Genomic DNA, 23,131 nt, shown 5'->3' on the forward strand with positions numbered 1-23,131 from the left:
CCGGAACCGCGGCGAGAGGTCGTCAAGACCATGACGCGGTCTGTCGACACGGCAACCCGGCTGGAGCAAGGGCCGACGTTCCACGGCGACCGTTGTGTGCATGGCTTTGCCCCCGCCGCGACGTGTCGGGCCTGCATCGAAGCCTGCCCACGTGACGCCTGGATCCTCGATGAGTCCGCCCTGAGCCTAGATTTGGATTCTTGCGACGGCTGCGGACTTTGCCAGGCGGCCTGCCCTGAAGCGGCGATCGAGATCGACGCCAAGCCGAGCCTGCGGCAGGACCTCGAGGAAGTGGTGGCCTTTGCCAGCTGTGAAAAGGCGGGAATCCCCGCCCAGGACGGCGTTCTTCCCTGCCTGCACGCTCTGGGTCTGCGTGAGATCCTGCTTATCCACCGGGAGGGAATCACACATCTGGTGCTGGCCAAGGGCGACTGCTCGACTTGCGCACGGGGCCAAGCCCCGCGCCTCGAGTCGACCGTTGAGCGCCTGAACGTCGCGCTCGAGGAGCGTGGATTGCCTGCGATCCGCCTCGAACATTGCGCGGCCGATGACTGGAAGGACCGCAGGGCGTCGCTCGACGCCGTTTCGAAGTCTCCGGTTCTCGACCGGCGCGGCCTGTTTCGCCGGCTCACTCAGGCGGCGGCGCAGGCAGAGGGGCCACGTCAGGACCAGCGCGCCCCGACGGCGCCGGGGGCGCTGCTTCCGAGAAAGCAACGGACCGACAGCCTGCCTTATCTGCCGATCATCCTTGCGGAGCGTTGCGTCGGTTGCGATGCCTGTCTGCGCATCTGCCCACACGGTGCCCTGCGTCTTGACGAGAGCGAGGATGAGCCTTGCTATCGCCTGCTGGGGGAACGCTGTACGGGATGTGGCCTCTGCGTCGATGTCTGCGAGCAAGACGCGGTTCGGATCGATCTCTGGGCAAGCGAATCGTTGCCGACGGTGCCGCTCAAAGCTGCCCGTTGTCGTGCCTGTGGGGCGCCGTTCCACAGACCAAGTATACAGGCTCGCAGAGCGGAGCTCTGCCGCATCTGTGAAACGTCGAGCCATCACCGAAAGTTGTTCCAGGTTCTGGACTGATGGCGGAGGAGAGGACGAACGAAGCTTGGTTGCGGGTCATCCGGTCCGTCGTCCACGGACGCGGTTCGAAAGGCGGGTACATCGTCTGCTTTCCGGAGTATCGCCCCGACCTCGTCTTGGGCATGGCGCAGGCCCTTGGTCTGGTCCACTTCGACTTCCGGCACGAGGTCATGCGTTACCTCGGCTGGGAGGCGAGCACCTTGCAGCTCGAAGACCTGGACCGTGCCATCGCCGAACGGGCGTTGGGCGACGGCCTTGTCGTCCAGAATGCCGAGGCGCTCCTCAGCGCCAAGGGCGAAGATCTTCGCCGACGATGGCTTAAGGACTTCGTGGCTGCGCCCTGGCCGAATGTCGTGATCTTGTCTTTGGCGTTGTATGCCACCGCCGCCCCGCGGAAGCAGCCGCGGGTTGTAACGCTTGGTGCGCAGGACCTGCCCGAACCGACGCTGCTCTCTCGGCTGGTGGTCTGATCGCCAGGTTCTTCGGCGGCGAATCTCGCCATCGCCTCCTCGCAGCCTCCGACACGGCGCTGAATCGTGCTTGGGTTTGATCTGAATCAGCACGCGCGCCTTGAATTTCCCACAATATCTGCAGCTGTCTGGCGGAGGCGGTCTCCGAGATGTGGTCCTGGTTCACGTCGAGCCTGAACCGAAAGTTCGCGGCTATCTTGGCGGTAGCGCTGCTCTCCGCCTCTGCGCTGTCCCTTGTCATATTCATCGGGTTGTATCGAGCGGAGCTGGAGGAGGAGCGCAGCCAGGCGTCCCTCCAAGTCAACCGACTTCTTCAATCCGCGCTAGAGAACGCGATGCTCAAGCGGGACCTCGAGGGCCTGCGCAGCATTGTCGATGGTTTGGGGCGCCAGGAAGGCATCAGCCAAGCGATGATCGTGAACCCCGGGGGAGAGGTGCGGTTTGCCTCCGATTCCGGGCGACTCGGGCGTTTGGTGGATGTCTCGACCGGCGAAGAGTGTGTCGGCTGTGACCTTGATGAAGGGACCTGGGCGGATAGCACGATCTTCGCCGTCAACGAGCAGGGCCACGAGGTCTTGCGAAGTGTCAATCCGGTGCACAACAAGCCCGCTTGCGCGGGCTGCCACGGGGACGAGGAATCCAATCCGATCAATGGAATCCTCTTCGTCGACTACGATGCAGGCGCCATCCGTGACCGCGCCCGCTCCACCGCAGTCGTCTTGGCAGGATCTGGCAGCCTCGTGGTTTGCCTGGTTCTCGCCGGAACCTGGCTGTTCCTTCGCCAGCAGGTTCTGACGCCAGTCCAAAGCATCGCTGGCGTCAGTCGCTCGCTCGCCGATGGTCGCCTGGAAGACCGGGTTCGGCCGAAGGGAAGGGACGAGCTCGCGCAGCTCGGGCGAGCTTTCGATGACATGGCGGATAGTTTGGAAGCGAACATACGGGTGATCGAGTCGAAGGAAGCCTTCCTCCAAAGCGTCTTGGACGCAATTCCGGATGGCGTCCGCGTCATCGACGAGGACTACCGGATCGTGAAGGTGAACAGGGCCTACTGCGATCAACTCGACGTCTCGCCGGACGAGTCGGTGGGTCTGCCGTGCTTCCGATCGAGCCATCGGAGGCGCGAACCCTGTGTCCCGACGCTGGTGACCTGCCCGCTTCACGAGATCCGCAAGTCCGACCAGCCGGTCAAGAGCATCCATCGGCACATTCGCAGGGATGGGTCAGCAATTGAGGTCGAGGTGCTCGCCGTGCCTGCAGAGACCCAGGCTGAGGGCGCGAAGCGCCGGCTGATCGTGGAATCGATACGCGACCTGGCACAACACCTGGATGTCTCTCACGAGCAAAGGCTGGCCGAGATGGCTCGGCTGGCCACCGGCGTGGCGCACGAGATCCATAATCCCTTGACGTCCATTCGACTGGCGCTGCATGGCGCATTTCGGAAGCGCAAAGCGCAGGAACTGTCGGACGAAGCCTTCGATTCCTATCTGACGAAGATAGATCGCCAAATCGACAAGTGCATCGAGATCACCGAGAGGCTCTTGAGGCTTTCGATCCCACCGGATGAAAGGCCTCAGCTTGTCAGTGTCAACCCGGCGATTTCCGACACGGTCTCGCTTATGACGCACGAGGCGGAGAGGCTCAGCATAGACCTCGAGTTGAGCCTGGACCCAGCCGATCCTCGTGTGATCGCCCGGGACAGCGAAGTCCGCATGCTCGTGCTCAACTTCATGCAGAATGCCTTCCATGCAATGCCGGAGGGGGGCGCGCTTACCGTCAGCAGCGCGATTCAAGACGAGACGGTGCGACTCTCGTTCACGGACACCGGCGTCGGCATTCCGCCGGAGGTGCTGCCGCGGGTGTTTCAACCCTTCTTCAGCCGGCGGGCAGACGGCAAGCCTGGCACCGGCCTTGGATTGACCATTTCGAAGGCGATCGTAGATCGCTACGGAGGCCAGATCGACATAAGGACGCGGGTCGATGAGGGAACGGCATTCCAGATAGAACTTCCTGGTGCGGTTGGACAGGGATGAGCGAAGACCTGAAGGACAAGACAGGCGTGCGCATACTGGTCGTCGAGGACGACAGTATCCTCAACGACATGGTCGTCGGGGAACTTGGTCGTATCGGCTATACCACCGAGGGTGCCGCATCCTGGGCTGCAGCGGAGGAATACCTAACGGTCCAAGAGCCGAACCTCATTCTCCTTGATCCGCGGTTGCCGGACCAGGATGCGAATGAGCTCTTGCCGCAGCTGGCATCGCAGCAACCCGTCATCGTCCTCACCGCGTTCGCTTCGGTGCCGGGCGCGGTCGCGGCGATGAAGGCAGGAGCCGCAGACTACCTGGCGAAACCGCTGAGCCTCGACGAGTTGGAGTTCGTGGTCGATCGTGTCTTGAGGACCGAGCGCCTACGCCGTGAGCATGAGTTCCTAAAGAGCCAGCAGCAAAGCCGGCGAAAGAAGTTCATTCTCGGCCAGAGTCGGGTCATTCGGGACCTGGATGGTCTGATCGATGCCGTCGCGCCGAGCGAGGCGACCGTGCTGATTCAGGGTGAGAGCGGCGTTGGAAAGGAACTGGTCGCCCTCGAACTCCATGAAAGAAGCCTTCGGCGCGAATCCAACTTCGTGGCTCTGGATTGCTGTACGCTTCAGGAGACCCTGTTCGAGTCTGAGCTTTTCGGTCATGAGCGAGGATCCTTCACCGGCGCCGATCGACAGAAGAAGGGGCTCATCGAGAACGCCGAGGGTGGGACTCTGTTCCTGGACGAGATCGGTAACATCTCGCCCGCCATCCAGGCGAAGCTCCTCAGGTTCCTGGAGACGGGAGAATTCCGTCGCTTGGGTGGCACGAAAGATCTCAGAGCCGACGTTCGAATCGTTGCAGCCACCAATGCGGACCTCGAAGCCTTGTCCAGAGATGGCTCTTTTCGTGCGGACCTTTTTTACCGTTTGAATGCCTTCGGCATTCATGTTCCACCGCTTCGGGAACACAGAGAAGATATTCCTTCTCTTGTAGACCACTTCATAAGGAACCACAGCTTTTCGAGACGGGTGGACAAGGTCGTCGCTCCGGCAGCGCTGCGTGTATTGGTGCACTACGATTGGCCGGGCAACGTTCGTGAACTCAGGAACGTCGTCGAGCGAGCCATCATCCTATCGGGGGAGGGCCGACAGATTCGCAAAGAGCATTTTGCGATCACACGCAACGGGCAGGACCTCCCTCACAAGACGACGCTCAAGTTCGACCACGAGCCGACCTTGAAGGAGATCGAGGGCAGTTACCTGCGATTGCTATTGGACCGCTATGCCGGACATCGGGCACGGGTGGCCCAGGCCCTCGGTGTCAGCGAGCGCAACACCTATCGCTTGATCCAGAAGTATCTGGATTACCGTGGGCAAGAGCACGACAGGCAAGCGGGTGACTAGTCGTGGATGGCTCGAGAACCGGATCGGCCAGAACCGTCGCCGGCGCTAAAGGTGGCGCAGCACGTACCGCAATCCAAGGTCATAGATTTGGTCGAGCGGCCAGTTGTATCGTGCATAACCCAGCATCATCGCGGCCATCCTTGCGTTCGGTGTGCCATGCGTTCCAGCGCTGAAGCTGGCCTGCGGCAAGCGGCCGAATGTCTGCAGCGCTACTCTCGTGACATGGCTGCTCGGTGCAAGATTGCGCCGGCCAAGGTACCACCCCGCCAGGACATCGGCATGGAGTTCCCTGTGCCTCAGATCGAGGCTGCCCGGCAATCCCGAAGATCCCTGGAGGATGTGCGCCCACTCGTGCGCCAGGACGAGCACGACCGCGACGTCCCTGACCTCCTCGACGGCGACGGTCTGACGGAGGAGTTGATGGCCCATGAAAATGGTATCTCGATAGGGTGGAAAAGCCCGGGGTCTGGCATAGGCGTTGGGCCATTGCCGATCATCGAAGAGGAAGATCTGAGGATCGACACCAAAGGTTTGTGCGAGCAGTTGGGCTTCACTCCTGAGCTTGGCGTCGAGGGCGGAATTGCCGGTGGTTCGCCCCGCCGTTACGTGCGGCGGAATCATTGCAGCCAGACAATGGGGCAGAAAGCACTGCGCAGCCTGTGCCCAACCAGGATGGCAGAGCCCGAACACGAGGGCGGCAGCTGCTAGTGTCCTTTGACTGCTTCTGCCGAATGTCATGATCTCTCCTAGGCCAGGATTGGGCTCAGTGGGTCATTCAACGATTGGTCCTCGGGCGTGATCGGGACCAATGGGTTTCGGTCTTCCAGGAGCGGGCGAGTGGGTGAGATCTCAGGTCTGGCAGGCGAAGGTGCTTATGGTGAGTGCGTGTCGCTCCGAAAGGCTCGTCCGCTGGACAGGCTTCCCTCTCAAAGTCTGGTTAAGATTTCGTATATGTCTGGAAAGACGCGCGTCTGACGGAGCTGGATTGCGGCAGTGAGCCGGACGATGGCACTAAAGCTTGGAATGGCGGTTGATACTGCAGGGTGCTGATAGCGATTCGCAAGAGCGATTTGCCGGCGATCATGTATCCTGAGGTCGTCACACCTTCCCTCGAGGCGGGCGCGCCTGGGTTGTTCGTCGACCCTGACGAGCAAGATGGAGGCCGATTCGGGCTGGCGCCGGCGCGGAGGCTGAGTTCCTGATGGATTACAGCGATGCACCACAGACCGGGGACCCAGTCGACATTTGGGGCACGGCTGGCGAAGCCTATGACGAGATAAGTCGAGCATCGGCAGATGCTGTCGAGCATTGCCTGGACCGGCTGCGTCCAAGGCAGGGCGAGGCTGTTCTCGACGTGGCAACGGGGACGGGATGGACGGCTCGTCGCCTCGCTGTCCGCGGCGCGCGCGTCACCGGCATAGACATCAGCTCTTCGATCATAGATGCGGCGCGCAGACTGTCCGCCGTTGAAGGTCTGCGGATTGAGTTTCGGGTCGCCGACGCCGAGAGCCTTCCCTTTGAGGATGGGGCCTTCGATGCGGTCGTCTCGAGCTTCGGTGTGATCTTCGCCAGCAACCCTCAGGTCACTGCGGCCGAGTTGGCCCGCGTCTGCCGCCGCGGTGGGCGACTGGGCCTGACGGCCTGGGGCTCAAACAGCGTACCCGCCCATGTCCACCAGCTCTTAGAGGAATACATGCCAAAGGCAGTTGCTGCCGCGCCTTCGCCCTTCCGATGGGGCAGCATCGAGTTCACGAGCGAATTGCTCGAAAGGGATTTTGACCTGGGGTTCGAATCGGGCACCTCCTACCTGAATCTGCCAGACGGAAAAGCGGTATGGGATCTCTATGTGGCCAGCTATGGGCCCTTAAGGTGGCTGACGAGGAGGCTGGGCGATGTAGAAATGTCGGAGCTCGAAAAGCGTTTTGTATGGTTTCACAATCAGTTCCGCGCGAGTCTTGGCGTGCGTGTGCCCCGAGAATATCTGGTGACCCTGGGCGTACGGCGATAGCCCAGAGCGCACCTCCTCACATCGGGCTCCCTCCCGCAGCCGCGCCGAGGCCACAGATTTCGACCACCAGGTCGAAGCTGCAGGTTGAACTGGATCAAAGTGCTGGGCCTGGAAAGCTGTTTAGACTGAGCAAGGCTTCGGAGCACCTGACGTGGCAGAGGTGACGGAGATCCTTCGCTTGGAACACCACCGCATCGGCGCGGTGTTGTCTTGCTTGCGCTATCACATCGAGGAAATCGACGCCGGCAGGGCACAGCCAGACTTCGAAATCTTGTTTACCATCCTGGACTACATCGAGGGCTTCCCTGAGACTTTCCATCATCCCAAGGAGGACCATCTTTTCGAGGCGGTCAGCGGGCGTTCCGCTGATGCTGCGGAACTCGTCGAACATCTCAGGTCTCAGCACGTCGAGAGCATTGATTTGCTTACGAAGCTGAGAGCTGCGCTCGATTCGTACCGGCGTGATCTGGCGGCTTTCCCGGGACTTCGGGACCGCGTGGGCGCCTATGTCGACTTTCAGTACGCCCACATGCGGTCCGAAGAGAGCGAGTTGCTGCCAATCGCTGCCGAGGTCTTGCAGGAGCAGGATTGGGAAGCGCTCCTGAAGACCTTTGTCCAAAGCGAAGATCCTCTGTTCGGAGTCGCACGCGAAGCCCAGTTCGAGGCCCTCTATCGACGGATCCTGGAGCTATTTCCGGGATCAACCTTGTTTGGACGACATCACTGATCCCACCCGGTGCAACTTGGTCTTGGCCCTGAGCGGAGCGTCTTCTCGGCTGTTTCCGCGGCGGAGGTCCAGGGCCAGGCTATGGCCTCGGCCTGTTTGCGTGGTCACCGCAAGATTTAGTCTGATGGGGGCGCGGGCTAGGCGCTTTGCACGGCGAGAACACGTCGCTACTTGGGTTCAGCTCGAAAGGTCTTGTGGCAGCCTCCGCAGGCCTGCCCAAGTCTGGCAAACTGCGCGGCTATCTTTCGTTGATTTGCGCCCTGCTGCCCCAAGGAGGCCGGCCGCCGCCGCGGTGAGACGGCGCACCGCTTCCTGAAATCCACTGATCTATAGAGTAAAAATGGTGCCCCGAGCAGGACTTGAACCCGCAACCCCCTGATTACAAATAGGGATTTTGCCGCTTTTCAAACCCTAACCTACACTAACTAGGTGACACTTAACCTATTCAAAATATTGACAGACTATTAAGTTTTGCGCTTCAAATCTTAACCGACCTTATCATCAAATAGCTGCAGATTTGTGTCTGAGAAGTGTCTAGACACATGGTGCATCCCTGCCTACGTTAGAGGCTGGGCGGAATTGACCGGGAGACCTCTCCATGGCCAAAGAGCGGGCGGAATCGAAAGAACGCATCGGGTTTACGGCCCGGTGGTTGAGATCGGAGGAGTCCTTCACCGTTGGCGAATATCGGGATAAGACGACCCCGCTACGGCTGGTCGTACTGCAGACGAAACGGGTCTGGCAGGTAAGGGCCCGGGTAAAGGGGCACCCGAATCCGATCAGGTGTCAGATGGGCGAAGCCTTCGACTCAAACCTTGCAGCGGCGAGGGAATGGGCCAAGGAGGTCAAGACCCTGTGTGACAAGGGGATCAACCCGAACGAACGAAGAGCCGAGACACTCGGCGCCATGCTCGACAAGTACATCGAAGAGAGCACCGGCACCTTGGCATCAGCGACGATTTCGGACTATCGGCACAGCGCGACCAAGTTCCCGGCCAGGCTTCGGGCGCGGCCCGTCAGCGATGTGACCACAGCCGAGATTCGCGCGCTCCACAACTCGCTGCGCGAGACACCCGCTCAGGCCAACCGGGTTCTCGCAGTTCTATCGGCTGCCTTCGTGGCTCTTTCCGGTCGGTCAGATAATCCGGTCAGCGATGTGAAGCGCTTTCGAGAGACCCCACGAAAGCGCTACTTATCGAAAGCCGAAGTGACCGAATTGGCGAAGGCCCTTGAGCAACACCCGAACCGCACCGCCGTTGCCTGCATCCAATTCCAATTCCTGACAGGATGCCGACCGCACGAAGCGCGTTCAGCCCATTGGGATCAATTCGACCTGAAAGATGGCATTTGGCGGAAGCTCGCAGCGTATACTAAACAAAGAGAGTTTCACGAGGTGCCCGTCTCGGCGCCGGTCAGAGACCTCCTCAATGGTCTTCCATCCCGTGGCAAGAGCAAGTGGCTCTTCCCAGCCAAGCACGATATGGATGAGCCCATCGGCAAGACGGGGGTCAGTAAAGTTTGGCGGGCCATTCGCGAAGATGCTGGGATCCCGGACGTGCGGCTACACGACCTCCGCCATAGCTTCGCCTCGTTTCTTGTTGCCTCTGGGGCTTCACTGCCAATGATAGGCAAGATGCTTGGACATACCCAGGCTGCGACGACGGCACGCTATGCCCATTTGGACGTCGATCCCCTCCGCCAATACGCCGAAACGGCTGGCGCGGCAATAACGAGTTCCGCAAAAGCAAACAAGAGTTAGACGACAGCCGAATCGGCCTAAATGGTTAAAAAAGCCGAAAGTAGTCAGGGTCAAAGTCTACATACTATAGGCAAACTTTTTTCAAGCTGGCCTCGAGATGTCAGCCGGAGGGTATTTTCACTATGGATTCATTACTCAGCAAGCGGCAGGTTGCTGCGCTTCTCGGCATCCATCCGCTCTCAGTCAATCGCATGGTCCGTCAGCAGCGCTTCCCGGCGCCATTGAAGCTTTCGTCAGGCGAGGGCGGCCATTGCCGTTGGCCGGAGTCAGTCGTGCGGCGCTGGCTCGATGAGCGGAAGGCTGAAGCTGGCTCTCAAGCCGCCAGATAGCTTCAGATGAAGATCGCGGACACGCGGCTCGACCGGGCGCTATGCCTGGCCGAAGCCGGCTTTTTGATATTCCCGCTCCGACCAGGGTCGAAGCTGCCCTGCGAAGGTGAAAGCTGGAAGCAGATCGCGACGACTGATCGCGAAAGAATCCGGCGTTGGTTCGAGGACCGCGAAGGGATGAACTATGGCGTTTGCCCTGGCGATGGCGGGGTCATCCTTGATCCGGACATCAAGCATCGCAAAGACGGCCTCAATGATTTGGTGCGGCTCCAGCTTGACCATGACGAGCTGCCCGACACGTTCAAAGTGAAGACACCGAGCGGTGGCGAGCACTGGTACTTCACTTCGCCACACCCAGTCAGCAATAGCCGCGGCAAGCTTCCCGACAGCATCGACGTGCGGGGTTTTGGTGGCTATGTCGTCGGGCCTGGAAGCGAGCTTATCGAGGGTCTGTGTGGGCATGGCGATACCCCTGGCGGCTATACCGTCATAAGTTGTTCAGCCATCCAGCCGGCGCCGGACTGGCTTCTGGGGCAGCTGCGAACAGGCCGGCAGAAAACGGGCAACGGGCATGACCCTGCGTTCGAGCTGGACAGCCCGGCCGCCATCAAGCGGGGGATGCAAATCCTACGCCATCGGGACCCTGCGATAGAAGGCAACGGCGGCGATCTGCATACCTACACAACCGTTTGCCTTCTCAAGGATGCGGGCGTGTCGGAAGCGAAGGCCGTCGAGCTGATGATCGAGCCGTACAGCCTGGAGGGCGAGACCGAATCGCAAAGCTGGAATGACCGATGCGAGCCGCCTTGGGATGTCGAAGGCCCGGACTCGCTAGCGCAGAAAGCCGAGAATGCCTTTCGCTACGGCTACAACAGGCCCGGCGCCAGGGGAGGCTCACCCGAAGAGGTCTTCGGTGAGGGCCCGAAGGACCCAGACGACAGCCCCCTGACCGCTGCTGAACTAGTCCGGGCAAGCTTCCCGCGCGCCGAACAGCTATGGCGCGGCTTCCTTCTCAAGGACCATCTCAACCTCCTGCATGGCGACGGCGGAGTCGGCAAGACGCTCCTGGGCCTCCAGATCGCTGTCGCAGTCGCCGCCGGCCTGCCGCTCTTCAACTGCCAGACTATCCAAATGCCGGCGCTACTGGTTCTCTGCGAAGACGATTTCGGAGAGACGCAACATCGGCTTCAGGAGATATGCGATCATCTCGGGGTCAACCTCGCAGACTTGCCGCTTCACGTTTGGTGTCGGCCCGGTGGGGATAGCGTGCTGGCGACGCTCGATGACTTCGGCGGTTGGACGGCCGGCAACTTCTATCGGTCCCTAAAGCGAGAGCTTCAGCGCATCGGCGCGTGTCTTTGTCTCCTCGATACCATCGTTGACATTGCGGTCCTGGACGAGAACCGCCGGCAGCCTGTAAATGCTTTGTGCAAAGGCGTGCTCGGTCGGCTGATGAGAGATACCGGCTGCACCTTGCTCGGGACACGGCACCCATCCAAGCGGTCCATGGAGGACGGAACGCACTACGCGGGCTCAACCGCCTGGAACAACAGCGTCAGGTCCCGCTTGACCTTGGAGGCGGCAAGCAAGGGCAGCAAGAGGACGCTTCGCGTCGACAAGTCGAACTACGGACTCGACGGCGAACTGAACCTCTGGATGACGAATGGCGTCTTTGAGATGGAGGGCGCCGCGTTGCAAATGGAGCGGACACGGGTTGAGCTAGATGCGGTCTTGGGAGCCGTCAAAGACCTCCGCGAAAAGGGCATCACGATCATCAAGCATCACGGCAACGGACATAGCCCGGCGGACTTGGTGCAGTATCTCAAAGACCAGTATGAACTCACGCTCGAAAAGCGAACGGTCCTTGAGCATCTGAACGCGCTTCAGCGCGCCGGCAAGCTGCAATGGGTGCCTTCGACCTCCGGACGAAACGCACGGCCGGCGACCTATGAAGTCGTCGAAGAGTTTGGCCTGGAAGAGATCGAGATAGGGGGAACGAAAGGCGGAACTGAGACGGGAACGGAGATGGAAGGGGCCGGGACTGTTTAGGCAGAGAATGTGAACGGAGCGGAAGGGAACTGTCCCCATACCCCTAGGGCGCTTCCCTTCCGGGAGGCCAGGTTCGCGCCAAGCGTCTTTGCGGTGAGTTGCCGCGTCTGTCAGAACCTGGCGATTGGCCATGTTGTCTCGCGCACTTTTTCTTACGCGCGCATGGCGGCTGGCCCTTTTCCGCACTTGGCTTGTAGTTCTCCTGGCCAGATCTCTTGGAAGCTGACTAACTGTCAGTGAGCTCGCCGATAAAATGGCGGAATTTTCAATAAGTTATTGATATTCTGTCCGTATCGCGACACTCAGTAGACACACCTGGAGCGAAGCTAAAGACCCCTGGCGTCTTCTCGATCGAGCTTGGCCGGGGCCGCCCCCAAAAAAAGGCGCGCGTCTGATTCTCTCAACATGCGCGTGTGAATGTGCACGAAGATTCCGAATCTGGGCCAAACGCGGCAACTCGGCTTTGCCGTCTTGGCCGCTTGCGGACCTGCCGGTCATTGCTGAACGTCGAGATCCACGAGCCGACTCCAAGATTTTTTCTTCACCTGACTGTTTAACGTCAGCGCCCATGTGACGGAGTGAGAGGTGTTCGTAACGGAGAATTTCTGGCTCATCGTAGTGACCGAAGGGAACGCAGATGAGGCAGAAATCGATGACGTCGAAGGAGCCCGCAGATAAGGTGGAGCGGGAGGCATTGTCAGACTAATGCCAATCTGGTTGAAATTGTGATTCGAAGCTGCCGGTGAAACGCGCAGAAATCCTGTAATTTCCTACAACCAGTGGGCGATTGAAAATTGGCTAGGATTCTGGTCTGACAGAGCCGTCTGCCTAACCCTGGCATCAGGATTCTTCGATCCTGCTACCTCATGGAGCCACGTGCGGTACTCGGAAACGAGTGAATCATCGACGTCCAGTCTCTCAAGCCCGCGAATGGAAAGGAATTTCAAGAAGCGGGAGAGACTGTATTGGAGCTTCCCAGGTGGCAATAGGTCCCACAACCCTTTCCAAGGTGCTGAGAGCCCGCCGCGGCCCCTGAGGCTGTAGGGACCTGGGATACAATGCTTGATAGCCCGTGCGACCTCCGACTTGATGTTGGCAAGGCGCTTGGGGCCCATGCCGAGTTGGACCGAATGAAGTCCGGCGGCTCTCTCAGAGAGCCAGGGAGGCTGGCTGGTGCATCGGCCGGGCTCACATTCAGGGCCCGGCACAGGGAGCGAATTGCAGAGCACATGTTGCTCATTTGCGAAGGGCTCAAGTGCTCGTCGCGGCTGATCGCTACAGCGATGTCGGCCAGCGTGAGCAGCTTGGTGATGCCAGTTTCACAGGGCGATCTTGGTAGGGACACCTCGTTCATCGGGAAGATCTCCTCTGCATTTTCATGGCCTCGGGAGGACACATGTGGACATGAGTGCCGGATCGGGAAAACTTAGCAGGGTTTAAGCCCACCATTAGACAGGGGCCGATTTCCCGATACTCTTCCAAGTCATTGAAATTGGCGGAGACAAGCGGACATTGATGGACAAGCTGGACATGAGTTCAAGCCACCCGGTTCGTTCGCTCAAACGTCTTGAGATCAGACTCACTGATGCGTAACTTCGCCCCGAAGCGATGGGCGACTAGGTCACCCTTTGTAATTAGCCGACGAATTGTCTTTGGGCTCCCTTGGAGGCGCTGAGCAACCTGTGGGATTGTATGGTAGGTCTGCTGAGATTTGACCGAATCCATGTCCTCACTCACTTTGATGATCCATTCCTAGTAGCAGGCTGAGCATCCGGCGACCGGTGCTTAGGGCAGACCGCATTGGAAACACGTTCTAGGCAATCCCTGGCCGCTAAACGGGCAAGAATGCGCACTAGACAGCACAACTTGCCGTCCGCGGAGGCGGCGGAATTATGCGGTGATAGGGGGTCGTCTAGTCGTGTGGATGAGTGGTTGGTCATCCAGGTGCCGTCCGTAGCCATTCTTGAGCATCATGACCTCGCCACAAGAAGCTTCGGCGGTCTGCTGTGATTTAAAACGGCCAATAATCACGCAGGCTTTCTGCCTGTTTGATCACGTCGCGTGCAGCCTGGTCGGTTTGCTGCTGATGGATGAGAAGCTCACGCGCGATGGTTCCGTATGACACCTCCACGCTGCGAGCATCAAGGACGCGCAAATAGAGCGGCCATTTCTGTTTGCGAGGACGCCGGGTAATTTTCTTTCCTCGATACCAAGATTTCTGGGTGTCTTCCGCCACCTCCCTAATTTTCTCGAGTTGTGTGGAAAGAAGCCGGCGAACATCTATCCGGAAATACAATTGGTAATTTGTGAGGTCATGGCCAAAGCGCTGTTCAATTTCACTGGGTGGGTTATAGATATGTCGTTCGAGCGTGTCTAAAAATTTCATCGCTTCATCGAAGTCATAACCAAACCAAAGTTCATCATCAGATGCTTTTTCTCCTAGTGACTCAAGATCTCGCACTGAATACCGTGGATCTACAGGATCGGCGAGCTTATACACATCTTCGAAATGGCGGCATTTACTGACCAATAAGTAGTCTTCGTCTGGGCGGGCAAAGTCATTCTTGTATTGAGTGTTGCGTCTTAGGAACTCCCACCGCCACTCATTCATCGACAATTCGTCTGGATGAGGGTAGGCCTCCTCGTCCCTCCAATTTGGAGTACCTAATTCCTGGGCAGTTGTGCTCACCTCGGCCTCTAGTCTGTTAGCGAATCATGACGATGACCCGCAGAGGGTGCCGGGCGCAAGTTTAGACTCATAGCAGCTGCTAGCACTTCGCCTTTGTGATCGACAGCCCGCCTGAGAAAGTGCGTCTCGCCGTTGATCTTCACGAAATCCTTGTCCAGGTGCCAGCGCCACTGCGGGACGGCACGTAAGATCTTCGCTCTTCTGCGTCTGATCTCCGCGGCGAACATGGGACCGAAGCGGCTCCACCAGAATCGCACGGTCTCGTGGCAGATATCGATCCCACGCTCAAACAACAGATCTTCGACCTGCCGGAGCGAGAGCGGATAGCGGATGTAGAGCATCACCGTGAGGCGGATCACCTCCGGTGAGCTGTTGAAGTAGCGGAACGGGTTCTTCATCCGCCGACGCTATGGGGCGCAGCTCCCAGCCTCAACCAAATCTGGTCTGACAGCGCCGTTCTGGTAGCAGCACGTGCCTCGGCTAATTTGAAAGATAACTCGTGAGACAAGGAGGAAGTTAGAAATAGGTTTCTTGACTTTTCAAACGACGTTTTGGAGGGCGTGAAGCCGCGTCCGCTCGGAATCCTGCTCAGGCCAAGGGCTACGCCGCCCAGCGCTTGTGGTATTTCGCAGGCCTTTCCTACTCGCTTCCTGCTAGAATGAGTACTTCAACAAGCCGCCGGACGCGTTAGTCCGCGTCCGGAAAAGGGCATGATTTCGACGGGATGGGGAAACGCGACATGAAGAAGAACGATCCAATGAGACGTTGCCGGGAAGTTAAGGCGCAGTTCACAGAGAAGCTACTTGGCCATCCCGATATCCACGGCATCGGCATCGGCTACAAGCGCAAGGGAAAGAAAAAGACGCGCACGCTCTGCATCGTCTTGCATGTCTGCAAGAAACTCCCACTCGACAAGCTGGAGAAGGACCGGATCATTCCGAAGAAGCTCTCCTGCTATTCGAGCGAGGAGGAGAAGACCATCTCGGTCCCGACGGACGTGCGCGAAGTGCCAGTGCCCAAGCCGGAAGTGGCCTGCGGCAGTTGCAGCACCGATTTCGAGAGCCGCGCACGGCCGGTGCCGGGCGGCTACAGCATCGGTCTGGTCGGCGTCGCGGGCGGCACCCTGGGCGGATGGGTCTGGGACCGGGACACCGATCAGCTCGTCCTCCTTTCGAACGAGCACGTGCTGGGCTCGACCGCCGGCGACGCCGTGATCCAGCCGAGCGATTTCGACGGCGGCTCCTTTCCGGGCGATCACTTCGCCGACGTCGTTCGCGGCGGCACGCTCGACGCCTCCATTGCGGATGCGAACAACGGCGACGATGTCGCCCTGGACATCGAGTGCAGCGGACCGGCGGTCTACGAGATTGCCGACGCCACCCTCGAGATGGTGGTCGAGAAGGTCGGCCAGACGACCGGGCTCACCTGCGGCCTGGTGGAGCTGGTCGACTACGACAGCGGGCACTACGGTTCGCGCAACGACCTGTGGATCGACGGCGATGGCGCGGATTTCTCCCAGGGCGGAGACTCGGGCTCGCTCTACGTGGAGCAGACCCATCCCAATGGCAGCGACTGGAAGCGGATCGTCGGCATCCATTGGGGCGGCAGCGGAGACGATGGCATCGGCCACCCGATCCGCGCGGTCTTCGACGACATGAACCTGACGACGGTCTGTGGCGGTCTCATCGAGGCGCTGATCGAGTCGATCTTCTCCTCCGAGGCCGAGGAAGCCGAAGCAGAGGCCGAAACCCAACGGTTATCGCCGCGCCGCTTTCCGGCGCCGTTCTCCCGCCGCCGCAAGGGAAAGCGGTTCCATGTCGGCATCGCGCGCGATTTCGAGAAGCGCATTCAGGACAGTAAGGTCGGCGCCATGGCGCTGAAGACGCTGCGCGCCCACCGGGCGGACGCCGTCAACTTCCTGATGGACGGCGACGGCTGGCGCTCCGCCGTGGCGGCGCTGTCGCCGATCCTGGCAGGCAAGGTCACCACTGACGAAGTGTTGGAGCACCGGATCACCGCGCGCGACATCGACAACTTCAAGCGTATGCTGAAGGTCGCCGCGCGAGTCCGGCCGAAGGGCAAGCCACTTATCAAGATGGCCGAAAAGCTGCTGACGAAGGCCGAAAGCCGAACACTGAACGCGGTGATTTTCGGCTAGGCCGAAGGCTGCGTCGAAAGGTCGAAGCGTACCAGATGGCAAATGGGCCTGAGCGGATAGCGTACGTACATCATCACCGCGAGGCGGATCACCTCCGGGGAGCTGTTGAAATAGCGGAACGGATTCTTCATCCGCCGACGCTATGGGGCACAGCTGCCAGCCTCAACCGAATTTGGTCTGACAGGGCCTTCGAAATCATCTGTGCGACAACGCAAGAATCGCTGTTTAAGTGTGGCTTTTCCCACAGTCTCTGAGACCGGAGGCAGGCTAGCATGAAATGATGGCGGAGCCCGCCGCCGAGGCTTCGTCAAAGCGCAAGCCATTGGTGTCGTCTAAGTCTGAGAAGACTTCGGAGAGCGGATCGGAATCTCTCATCCGTGACCGGGAGGTTGCCACACGGGTGGCAATTTCGACACGCTGTGTGCCGCGTGCACAGCCCTGCCAACGGCACTGATCGTCCGCGGCTTTCGGGCACGGAAGGCCGAGAATTAGGCCGGAACATCCGCGTTCCGGATGTTGCACGGAGGATATAGCATGGTAAGCAATTCCGGTAAGTCATTGAAAGCCGACCCAATCGTAAAACATCTCGTCCCTGACCCGTCAATTGTGCCCGACGTACGGGTATTGATCGGGTTCCTTGGGAAAAGCAGCCGCGACAAGCATTGGCGGCTTTATGTCAATCCGACCTTTGACGATTATCTCGAGTTCGGCGAGGCCGACGTGGTCCACTGCCATTCGCTCGAGGCAGATGCGAATCGGCTCGGCGGTAGCGTCGTCTGGATCAAGCGAGAGGCGAATGTGCATCGCACGCGCACGTCGTCCCGCGAAGCTCAGGCGGATTTCCTGCACGGAGCCATTGCGGCGCGCGCATCGCGTAGGACGCTTGCACCCGGCATTGCCGACGCGATCTTGGCGTGGCGGCCGGGCGGCGGCTTCCAGCCAGGATCAATCGCTGTTCACGTGTCCTGCGTCCGCGAGTTCTGCGACTTCGCGCCCGTCTCGTTTCTTGGCGGCGGCGATGTCTATTGTACCGGCTCGTTCCAGTGCGACAGCACTTGGCAAGCAGAGTGCCCGTGACCCGAGGGATCGAATAGCCCCGGCATGCTGTCCCAACTGGAGGCCGTGCGCTATCTTCTGCGGCGGGGCCTCATTGATACTGCCCATGTGGTGCGGGACACCGTCACGGTGGCGAACGTCTCTCGGCGGCACCTCAACTTCCGGGTATCGACCCAGAAGGGCCCAAGCTACCTGCTGAAGCAGGGTGTGGGAAAAGAACGCGCCGCGGCCGTGAGGCACGAAGCCGCGATGTATCGTCGGTTGAGTTCCATGTCTGGGTTTCCCGACAAGTATACCCCGCACCTTCACGTCTATGATGACGTGAACGACGTCCTGATCTTCGAGTGGGTGACGGGCGCCGAGAATTTGCGCGACTACCATCTTCGCCGAGGCTACTTCCCGGTGCTGCTCGCGCGGGCCATGGCCGATGCGATGAGCCGTATCCACCGCTCTGAAGTGGGTAAGAGACGGGAGGCGCCGGGGTCATCCCACATCCCTTGGGTCCTCTCCGTACACCGGCCGACCTTGCAATTCTTCCAAGACTGCAGCGGCGGCAGCCTGGCCCTGATCGAGACGATCCAAGAGTTCTCCGATTTCTGCGATGAGATCGACGCGCTTCGCGAGGAATGGCGGGAGGATGCGCTGATCCACGGCGACTTGAAGTGGGACAATTGCATTGTGTCGGGCAAGGCGCCGTCGGCCCGCATGACACGGTTGAGGATCGTCGATTGGGAGCTCGCCCGCACGGGTGATCCGTGCTGGGATATCGGCTCGGTCTTTCACGACTACCTCAGTTTCTGGCTGCTATCGATCCCCATCACCGGATCGCAGCCGCCGGAACGCTTTCTGGACCTCGCGCGATTCCCGCTCGAGAAGATGCATCCGGCTCTCCGCGCATTCTGGGAGACTTACGCCCGAAAGATGGGCCTAGGAGCAGTCGAGGTGAAGGTGTGGCTGATCCGGTCTGTCCGCTACGCCGCCGCACGCCTCATCCAAACGGCGTTTGAGCAGATGCAGGGGTCGACCCAGCTCAACGGGAACACGATCTGCCTCTTGCAGCTCAGCCAAAATATCCTCAAGCGGCCGCATGAGGCGGCGGTTCATCTCCTGGGCATTGCGCCCACGCCGCTGGTCGCATGAACCGCCACCGGGAGAGCATTCGCGCCGCCTTGGAAGCAACGGTTATCCATTCTGCGACGTCCTTTTCCTGGTTCGGCGAGCGGACCGACGAATTGCCGAGCTCTGTCCGGCAAGCGCTGACGCTTGAGACGGCGCGGAGTTACCTGCATTACTCATTGCAGTCGCGGCTCTACACAGACTTCTACTGCGCGGGCGGCGCCCAGACCTGGACCCGGCGGCAGGGCAACCAGGTTCCTACCGGCCGGACCCCGTTCGTCGAGGCCTTGTCCGAGGCGAATTCGGGGCAAGGCTATTCGTCGCCAGGCTGGACGGTCACGGGCAGCAGCAGGGGCATGGTCACGGTCCGCAAGGGCGGTGTCCGGCTCTACGCCGGACCCTCGGACTACGAGTGCTCCGATCCCGAGACGGTGCCACAATTCGGAAGCACTCTCTGCGTCAGATTTCCGAAGGAATTCATACACCTATCCCCAGGCTTCTACATGGCGGTTGGAAACCGGGAGCTTGCCCCGGGCGACGGCGAGGCGGTCGTTCGCTGGTACTGGAACCTCACCGCGTCGGGCGCGATCAGTTTTCTGCGGGAAATCACAAGGGACCTTAACCGGATGCTTGTGCCTTTCAAGCTCAAGGTCCTGAACGACCCCGCGTGCTTCGTGCGCTGTGATGCGGTTGTGCTTTACGTCAGGGAGCGCGACTACAATGAGGTGTCCGAAGCGCTGGCGCGCGTCCATTTAGAGGTGGCGTCGAGCTTGAAGCCGTCGACGCCGGCGCTGACCAAGGAGGTCGCTGTCGGTGTCGGGATCGCCGAAGACCCCGGAGGCATCACGAGCTTTGGCCTACACCGCTGCGGGTTGCTCGCCGAGGGCATGATCCAGGCGCACGAGGCGGGAAGGCATGTGCTTTCGGAGCGTCTGGAGGTGATTAACGAGTCCTTCGTCGCCGAAGGCCTCAGCATTGACCGACCGTACCTCAACCCCGGTTCGTCGGATCGCTACCGTCTAATCGCTCGCGCCGCCCCGGTAGCCACCCGCGGTTCGAAGTCGTCGGTCTCGACGGCGGACAGAGGACACTGCTTGGAGACCGCTTTGGCGATCGGCCTGCGGCTGACTGAGGAGGCGATGTGGCACCGCGATCGTTGCACCTGGTTGGGCCCGGAAGCGGGCCCCGAGGCCGCAAGCCAGGTCGTGACACGCACCACTTACAGAACCTTGGGGCCGGACCTCTACGCGGGCTCGAGCGGCCTTGCACTGTTTCTTGCACAGCTTCATGTGGCAACGGACCATCCGGCCGCCAGAAAGGCCGCCCTTGGCGCCATCGCCCAGGCCTATTCCACCCTCCAAGCAGTGCCGCCCGCGGTTCGGTTCGGGCTTTACGCCGGCTGGAGCGGCATCGCTCTGGCCGCGGTCCGCGTCGGCACCCTGTTGGATACACCGGAGTGGATCGAGAAGGCGCTCGCATTGCTCGGGCAGCTGGCGCGTGAGGATCCGCGGCAGGCAGAGCCCGACCTCCTTGCCGGCGTTGCGGGAGGCGTCGTGGCGCTTCTGGTGCTGTGGGAGGCGCTTGACGAGGCAGCTCTGTTAGAGATGGCGCTACGTCAGGGAGACGTCTTGCTGGCCGCCGCCGAACCAGCCGACGCCGGCCGCTCTTGGACATCTGTCAGTCACCCGGAAAATCCCGGACTGACGGGTTTTTCGCACGGCGCATCCGGCATTGGTTACGCACTCTTCGAGCTGTTCGCGGCAACCGGCGACGCCAGATACCTAGATGTCGCCCAAGCGGCGTTCGACTACGAACGCCTCTGGTACGATCCGGACGCGGCGAATTGGCCGGACCTGCGGGGTCGGCTGCACCAAAAGCCCGAGACCGGTTCGTCACCGCCCTTTCAGACGGCGTGGTGCCACGGTGCACCCGGTATCGCGCTGGCGCGGCTTCGTGCGTATGCGCGGTTTTGTGACGAGCGCCATAGAGACGAAGCCCTCACCGCGCTCGATACAACAGCATGTGCCGTCGAGGCTGGTCTCTCCTCGCAGAATCACAACTACTCTCTATGCCACGGCATGGCTGGGAACGCGGACATCCTGCTCTGCGGTCATCGGATCCTTGACGAGGACCGGCCGGACGATATCGGGCTCGTGCATCGGGTGGCTGGCCTCGGCATCCAACTCTACAGCCGGGCGGGAAACGTCTGGCCGTGCGGCATTCCCGAAGAGACGCCCGGCCTAATGCTTGGTCTTGCCGGAATTGGCTATTTCTATTTGCGCGTTGCGGACTCCAGCGTTCCTAGCACCTTAGAGCCTTTGCCGCCGTGTCGGGCCAGTTGGGATATTTCAAAGTCACTTCGCTCTCAGCGAGAGACGCGAGGTCCTTCCGGGTGAAAGCAGAGGTATTCTCAAATGCGATTTCGCAGAGATTGAAGAACGCATCCTTAAAGGGACCAAACGGGCGTCTGTTGGTCTTCCCTATCTTGTCCGTCACCCTGATCATGATACCGAAGATGTCGTCCTTTGCCTGAGCATGATGGTGAATCAAGACCAATAGCGAACAGAAAGTCGCAAAGATGCCCAACTATCTCAGCATTTGATGAGTCTCCTTGAGTAGCCAACAATCTCGACGGCAGGAGTAGAAGTAATGGTGAAAGTCGAGGCCAGAACCATGGAGGCCCTCTGGAGGGCCGTCGGCGACATCTGCAGCCTCTTCCAAGATCAAGAATGCTGGAACTTCTTCAACGCTGCCGGATATCCCCACGATTAATAGCACGACGCTCTAGTAAAAATTGGAACGGGTTTCGCATCGCCGGAGGCTACGGACGTGCTTATCGTCCCACAAGCCAATTTGCTTTGACACCGCCCTATAGAATGTTTGTGATGATACTCTTCGCAGTGTCGTGACGCGATTTCATGATGTTAGAGAGCAGCGGGAATTGGCGGTTTTGGGTCTGAAATGCGTATTGGAGTTTCACAATCTCTTGCCCGACCAGCGCAATCTCGTCGCGCCCGCTTCCCCTTGGTTCTGCCTCCTCGCCACGCGGCCCGAGGTCAGCGAGTCTCTGGTCTAATGCCCGGAGCTGAATGATAGCGCGGTCGTAAGCCGCCGTCTGCTGTTGCCACGCAGTCCGATCCGCAGGCTTCATGCGAAGGGCGGGCATCTGCTGCGCCACCTGGGTTAGCTCGGAGATGGCTTTAGTGATTCGCTTGCGCAATTCGCTGGAAGTTCGCAATTTTGGAGGCTCCGCTCCCGGTTGCCGAATTCGCGCCATATCTCGTCCCTTTTGATGATGGGTTATCAAACGGCAAGCAAGCGATGCAAAGCCGGATCGGCATGGTCAAAGCAATCAATCCAAGCCAGCCTTCCTCGCCTCTAGCTCCTTGGGGTTTGGCACTAGAAACTTCGTTTGCTTGGCGAAGTCCAACCAAAGCGTGGCTCGGAGCGGCGAGAATTTACAAGAGAAGACTAGCAGATCAGTTTAGTCTGACAATGGCCTCGGGATCGCCTGCGACGTTGGAGGGATTAAGATCCTAATATTTTCCTTTAAACCCCGCGCTCGCCCTCTAGTTCTTTCAACTACCTGCCGCTGCGGTTTGCGCAGTGACTTTTCACACATACAAGCCCATAAACCGATGTTGAACTATCCATATCGAATTTCATAACTCCGAACAACGGGGGAAAAACCAATTCCAGATATTCACAAGGAAGTCATATACAAGCGCGACAAAGAACTGCACGATAGAATTGAACGCTTTGGTCCCTATGAGATTCTTGTCACTACTGAAGAGGCTCCACAGGTAATTGATGGATTTACGACCGTCCAACCTGAAGAGGCCGTCAAGTGTGATTGCATTGGCAATGGCTGGAGGAGCGCAGGATGGGACATGGCAGAAGCACTTCCAACCGTCCCCAGACCCAGGGAAAGATCGAACGCTGGCATCAGACGTTGAAGAAGCGGATATCGCTGGAGAACTACTTCTTGCTCGGTGACCTGGAGCGCCAGATCGAGGCCTTCGTCGCCTATTACAACCACCAACGATACGACGAGAGCCTCGGCAACCTCACGCCCTCCGATGTCTACTTCGGCCGCAACAAGGCCATCATCGAGAAAAGGAGACGCATCAAGGAAGACACAATGAAGAAACGATGCCTGGACGAGATTGCGCTGCTCTCGCCGCATAACATCAACCAACGAGAGCCAGATCCTCAGTCAAAAAACCAATACCACCGTCCCAATTATCCAGACAACGGGCAGCCACA

The 23,131-nt window shown here is 59.6% G+C and carries 16 protein-coding genes and 1 pseudogene; 13 read left to right on the forward strand and 4 right to left on the reverse strand.

The features are described 5' to 3' along the window. The first annotated feature begins 30 nt into the window (after nucleotides 1–30). The 4 genes from QNJ30_13165 to QNJ30_13180 all read left to right on the forward strand — a co-directional run bounded on the left by QNJ30_13165 (nucleotide 31) and on the right by QNJ30_13180 (nucleotide 4,974). Nucleotides 31–1,080: a 4Fe-4S binding protein gene (locus tag QNJ30_13165; GenBank protein ID MDJ0944416.1), complete on the forward strand. Its 1,050-nt coding sequence runs from the start codon at nucleotides 31–33 to the stop codon at nucleotides 1,078–1,080. Continuing rightward, on the forward strand, nucleotides 1,080–1,550 hold the full coding sequence (locus tag QNJ30_13170) for a hypothetical protein (GenBank protein ID MDJ0944417.1): 471 nt from the start codon (nucleotides 1,080–1,082) through the stop codon (nucleotides 1,548–1,550). The genes QNJ30_13165 and QNJ30_13170 overlap by 1 nt, the downstream gene beginning before the upstream one ends. 149 nt (nucleotides 1,551–1,699) lie before the next feature. Then, nucleotides 1,700–3,580: an ATP-binding protein gene (locus QNJ30_13175; GenBank protein ID MDJ0944418.1), complete on the forward strand. Its 1,881-nt coding sequence runs from the start codon at nucleotides 1,700–1,702 to the stop codon at nucleotides 3,578–3,580. Then, the gene (locus tag QNJ30_13180; protein MDJ0944419.1) at nucleotides 3,577–4,974 is read left to right on the forward strand and encodes a sigma-54 dependent transcriptional regulator; all 1,398 of its coding nucleotides are present in this window, start codon (nucleotides 3,577–3,579) and stop codon (nucleotides 4,972–4,974) included. Before QNJ30_13175 ends, QNJ30_13180 begins: the two co-directional genes overlap by 4 nt. Nucleotides 4,975–5,019: 45 nt before the next feature. Here the strand turns inward: QNJ30_13180 and QNJ30_13185 are convergent, their stop codons facing one another. Beyond that, entirely contained in the window at nucleotides 5,020–5,712 is a 693-nt protein-coding gene (locus QNJ30_13185) for a hypothetical protein (protein MDJ0944420.1), read from the reverse strand. Nucleotides 5,713–6,175: 463 nt separating this feature from the next. Here QNJ30_13185 and QNJ30_13190 point away from each other — a divergent pair, with 463 nt between their 5' ends. The 4 genes from QNJ30_13190 (at nucleotide 6,176) to QNJ30_13205 (ending at nucleotide 11,846) form a co-directional block, all read left to right on the forward strand. Beyond that, the gene (locus tag QNJ30_13190) at nucleotides 6,176–6,982 is read left to right on the forward strand and encodes a class I SAM-dependent methyltransferase (protein ID MDJ0944421.1); all 807 of its coding nucleotides are present in this window, start codon (nucleotides 6,176–6,178) and stop codon (nucleotides 6,980–6,982) included. Between the two features lie 151 nt (nucleotides 6,983–7,133). Then, nucleotides 7,134–7,709, forward strand: a complete 576-nt coding sequence (locus QNJ30_13195) for a hemerythrin domain-containing protein (GenBank protein ID MDJ0944422.1) — start codon at nucleotides 7,134–7,136, stop codon at nucleotides 7,707–7,709. Nucleotides 7,710–8,307: 598 nt separating this feature from the next. Next, nucleotides 8,308–9,468, forward strand: a complete 1,161-nt coding sequence (locus QNJ30_13200) for a tyrosine-type recombinase/integrase (GenBank protein ID MDJ0944423.1) — start codon at nucleotides 8,308–8,310, stop codon at nucleotides 9,466–9,468. A 335-nt stretch (nucleotides 9,469–9,803) separates the two neighbouring features. Then, the gene (locus tag QNJ30_13205; protein MDJ0944424.1) at nucleotides 9,804–11,846 is read left to right on the forward strand and encodes a bifunctional DNA primase/polymerase; all 2,043 of its coding nucleotides are present in this window, start codon (nucleotides 9,804–9,806) and stop codon (nucleotides 11,844–11,846) included. Nucleotides 11,847–13,857: 2,011 nt separating this feature from the next. Here the strand turns inward: QNJ30_13205 and QNJ30_13210 are convergent. Continuing rightward, nucleotides 13,858–14,535, reverse strand: coding sequence for a DUF6499 domain-containing protein (locus QNJ30_13210; protein MDJ0944425.1), 678 nt, complete (start codon nucleotides 14,533–14,535; stop codon nucleotides 13,858–13,860). Between the two features lie 8 nt (nucleotides 14,536–14,543). After that, nucleotides 14,544–14,933 carry a DDE-type integrase/transposase/recombinase gene (locus tag QNJ30_13215; protein MDJ0944426.1) on the reverse strand — a complete coding sequence of 130 codons (390 nt, stop codon included), beginning with the start codon at nucleotides 14,931–14,933 and terminating at the stop codon, nucleotides 14,544–14,546. Nucleotides 14,934–15,274: 341 nt separating this feature from the next. Here QNJ30_13215 and QNJ30_13220 point away from each other — a divergent pair, with 341 nt between their 5' ends. From QNJ30_13220 to QNJ30_13235, 4 genes are all read left to right on the forward strand, one after another. Next, complete coding sequence (locus tag QNJ30_13220; protein MDJ0944427.1) at nucleotides 15,275–16,693, forward strand: hypothetical protein; 1,419 nt, start codon at nucleotides 15,275–15,277, stop codon at nucleotides 16,691–16,693. 534 nt (nucleotides 16,694–17,227) lie between these two features. Continuing rightward, complete coding sequence (locus QNJ30_13225) at nucleotides 17,228–17,770, forward strand: hypothetical protein (protein ID MDJ0944428.1); 543 nt, start codon at nucleotides 17,228–17,230, stop codon at nucleotides 17,768–17,770. A gap of 24 nt (nucleotides 17,771–17,794) precedes the next feature. Continuing rightward, entirely contained in the window at nucleotides 17,795–18,889 is a 1,095-nt protein-coding gene (locus QNJ30_13230; GenBank protein ID MDJ0944429.1) for a phosphotransferase, read from the forward strand. Beyond that, complete coding sequence (locus QNJ30_13235; protein MDJ0944430.1) at nucleotides 18,886–21,261, forward strand: lanthionine synthetase LanC family protein; 2,376 nt, start codon at nucleotides 18,886–18,888, stop codon at nucleotides 21,259–21,261. Before QNJ30_13230 ends, QNJ30_13235 begins: the two co-directional genes overlap by 4 nt. 473 nt (nucleotides 21,262–21,734) lie before the next feature. Here QNJ30_13235 and QNJ30_13240 read toward each other — a convergent pair whose 3' ends face one another. Then, a complete protein-coding gene (locus QNJ30_13240) occupies nucleotides 21,735–22,103 on the reverse strand; it encodes a hypothetical protein (GenBank protein MDJ0944431.1) in 369 nt (122 codons plus the stop codon). A gap of 675 nt (nucleotides 22,104–22,778) precedes the next feature. On the opposite strand from QNJ30_13240, the pseudogene QNJ30_13245 reads away from it, so the two are divergent. After that, nucleotides 22,779–23,024, forward strand: a pseudogene (locus tag QNJ30_13245) (integrase core domain-containing protein). Nucleotides 23,025–23,131 lie beyond the last annotated feature (107 nt).

The organism is Kiloniellales bacterium (genome assembly GCA_030066685.1).
Lineage (GTDB): Bacteria > Pseudomonadota > Alphaproteobacteria > Kiloniellales > JAKSBE01 > JAKSBE01.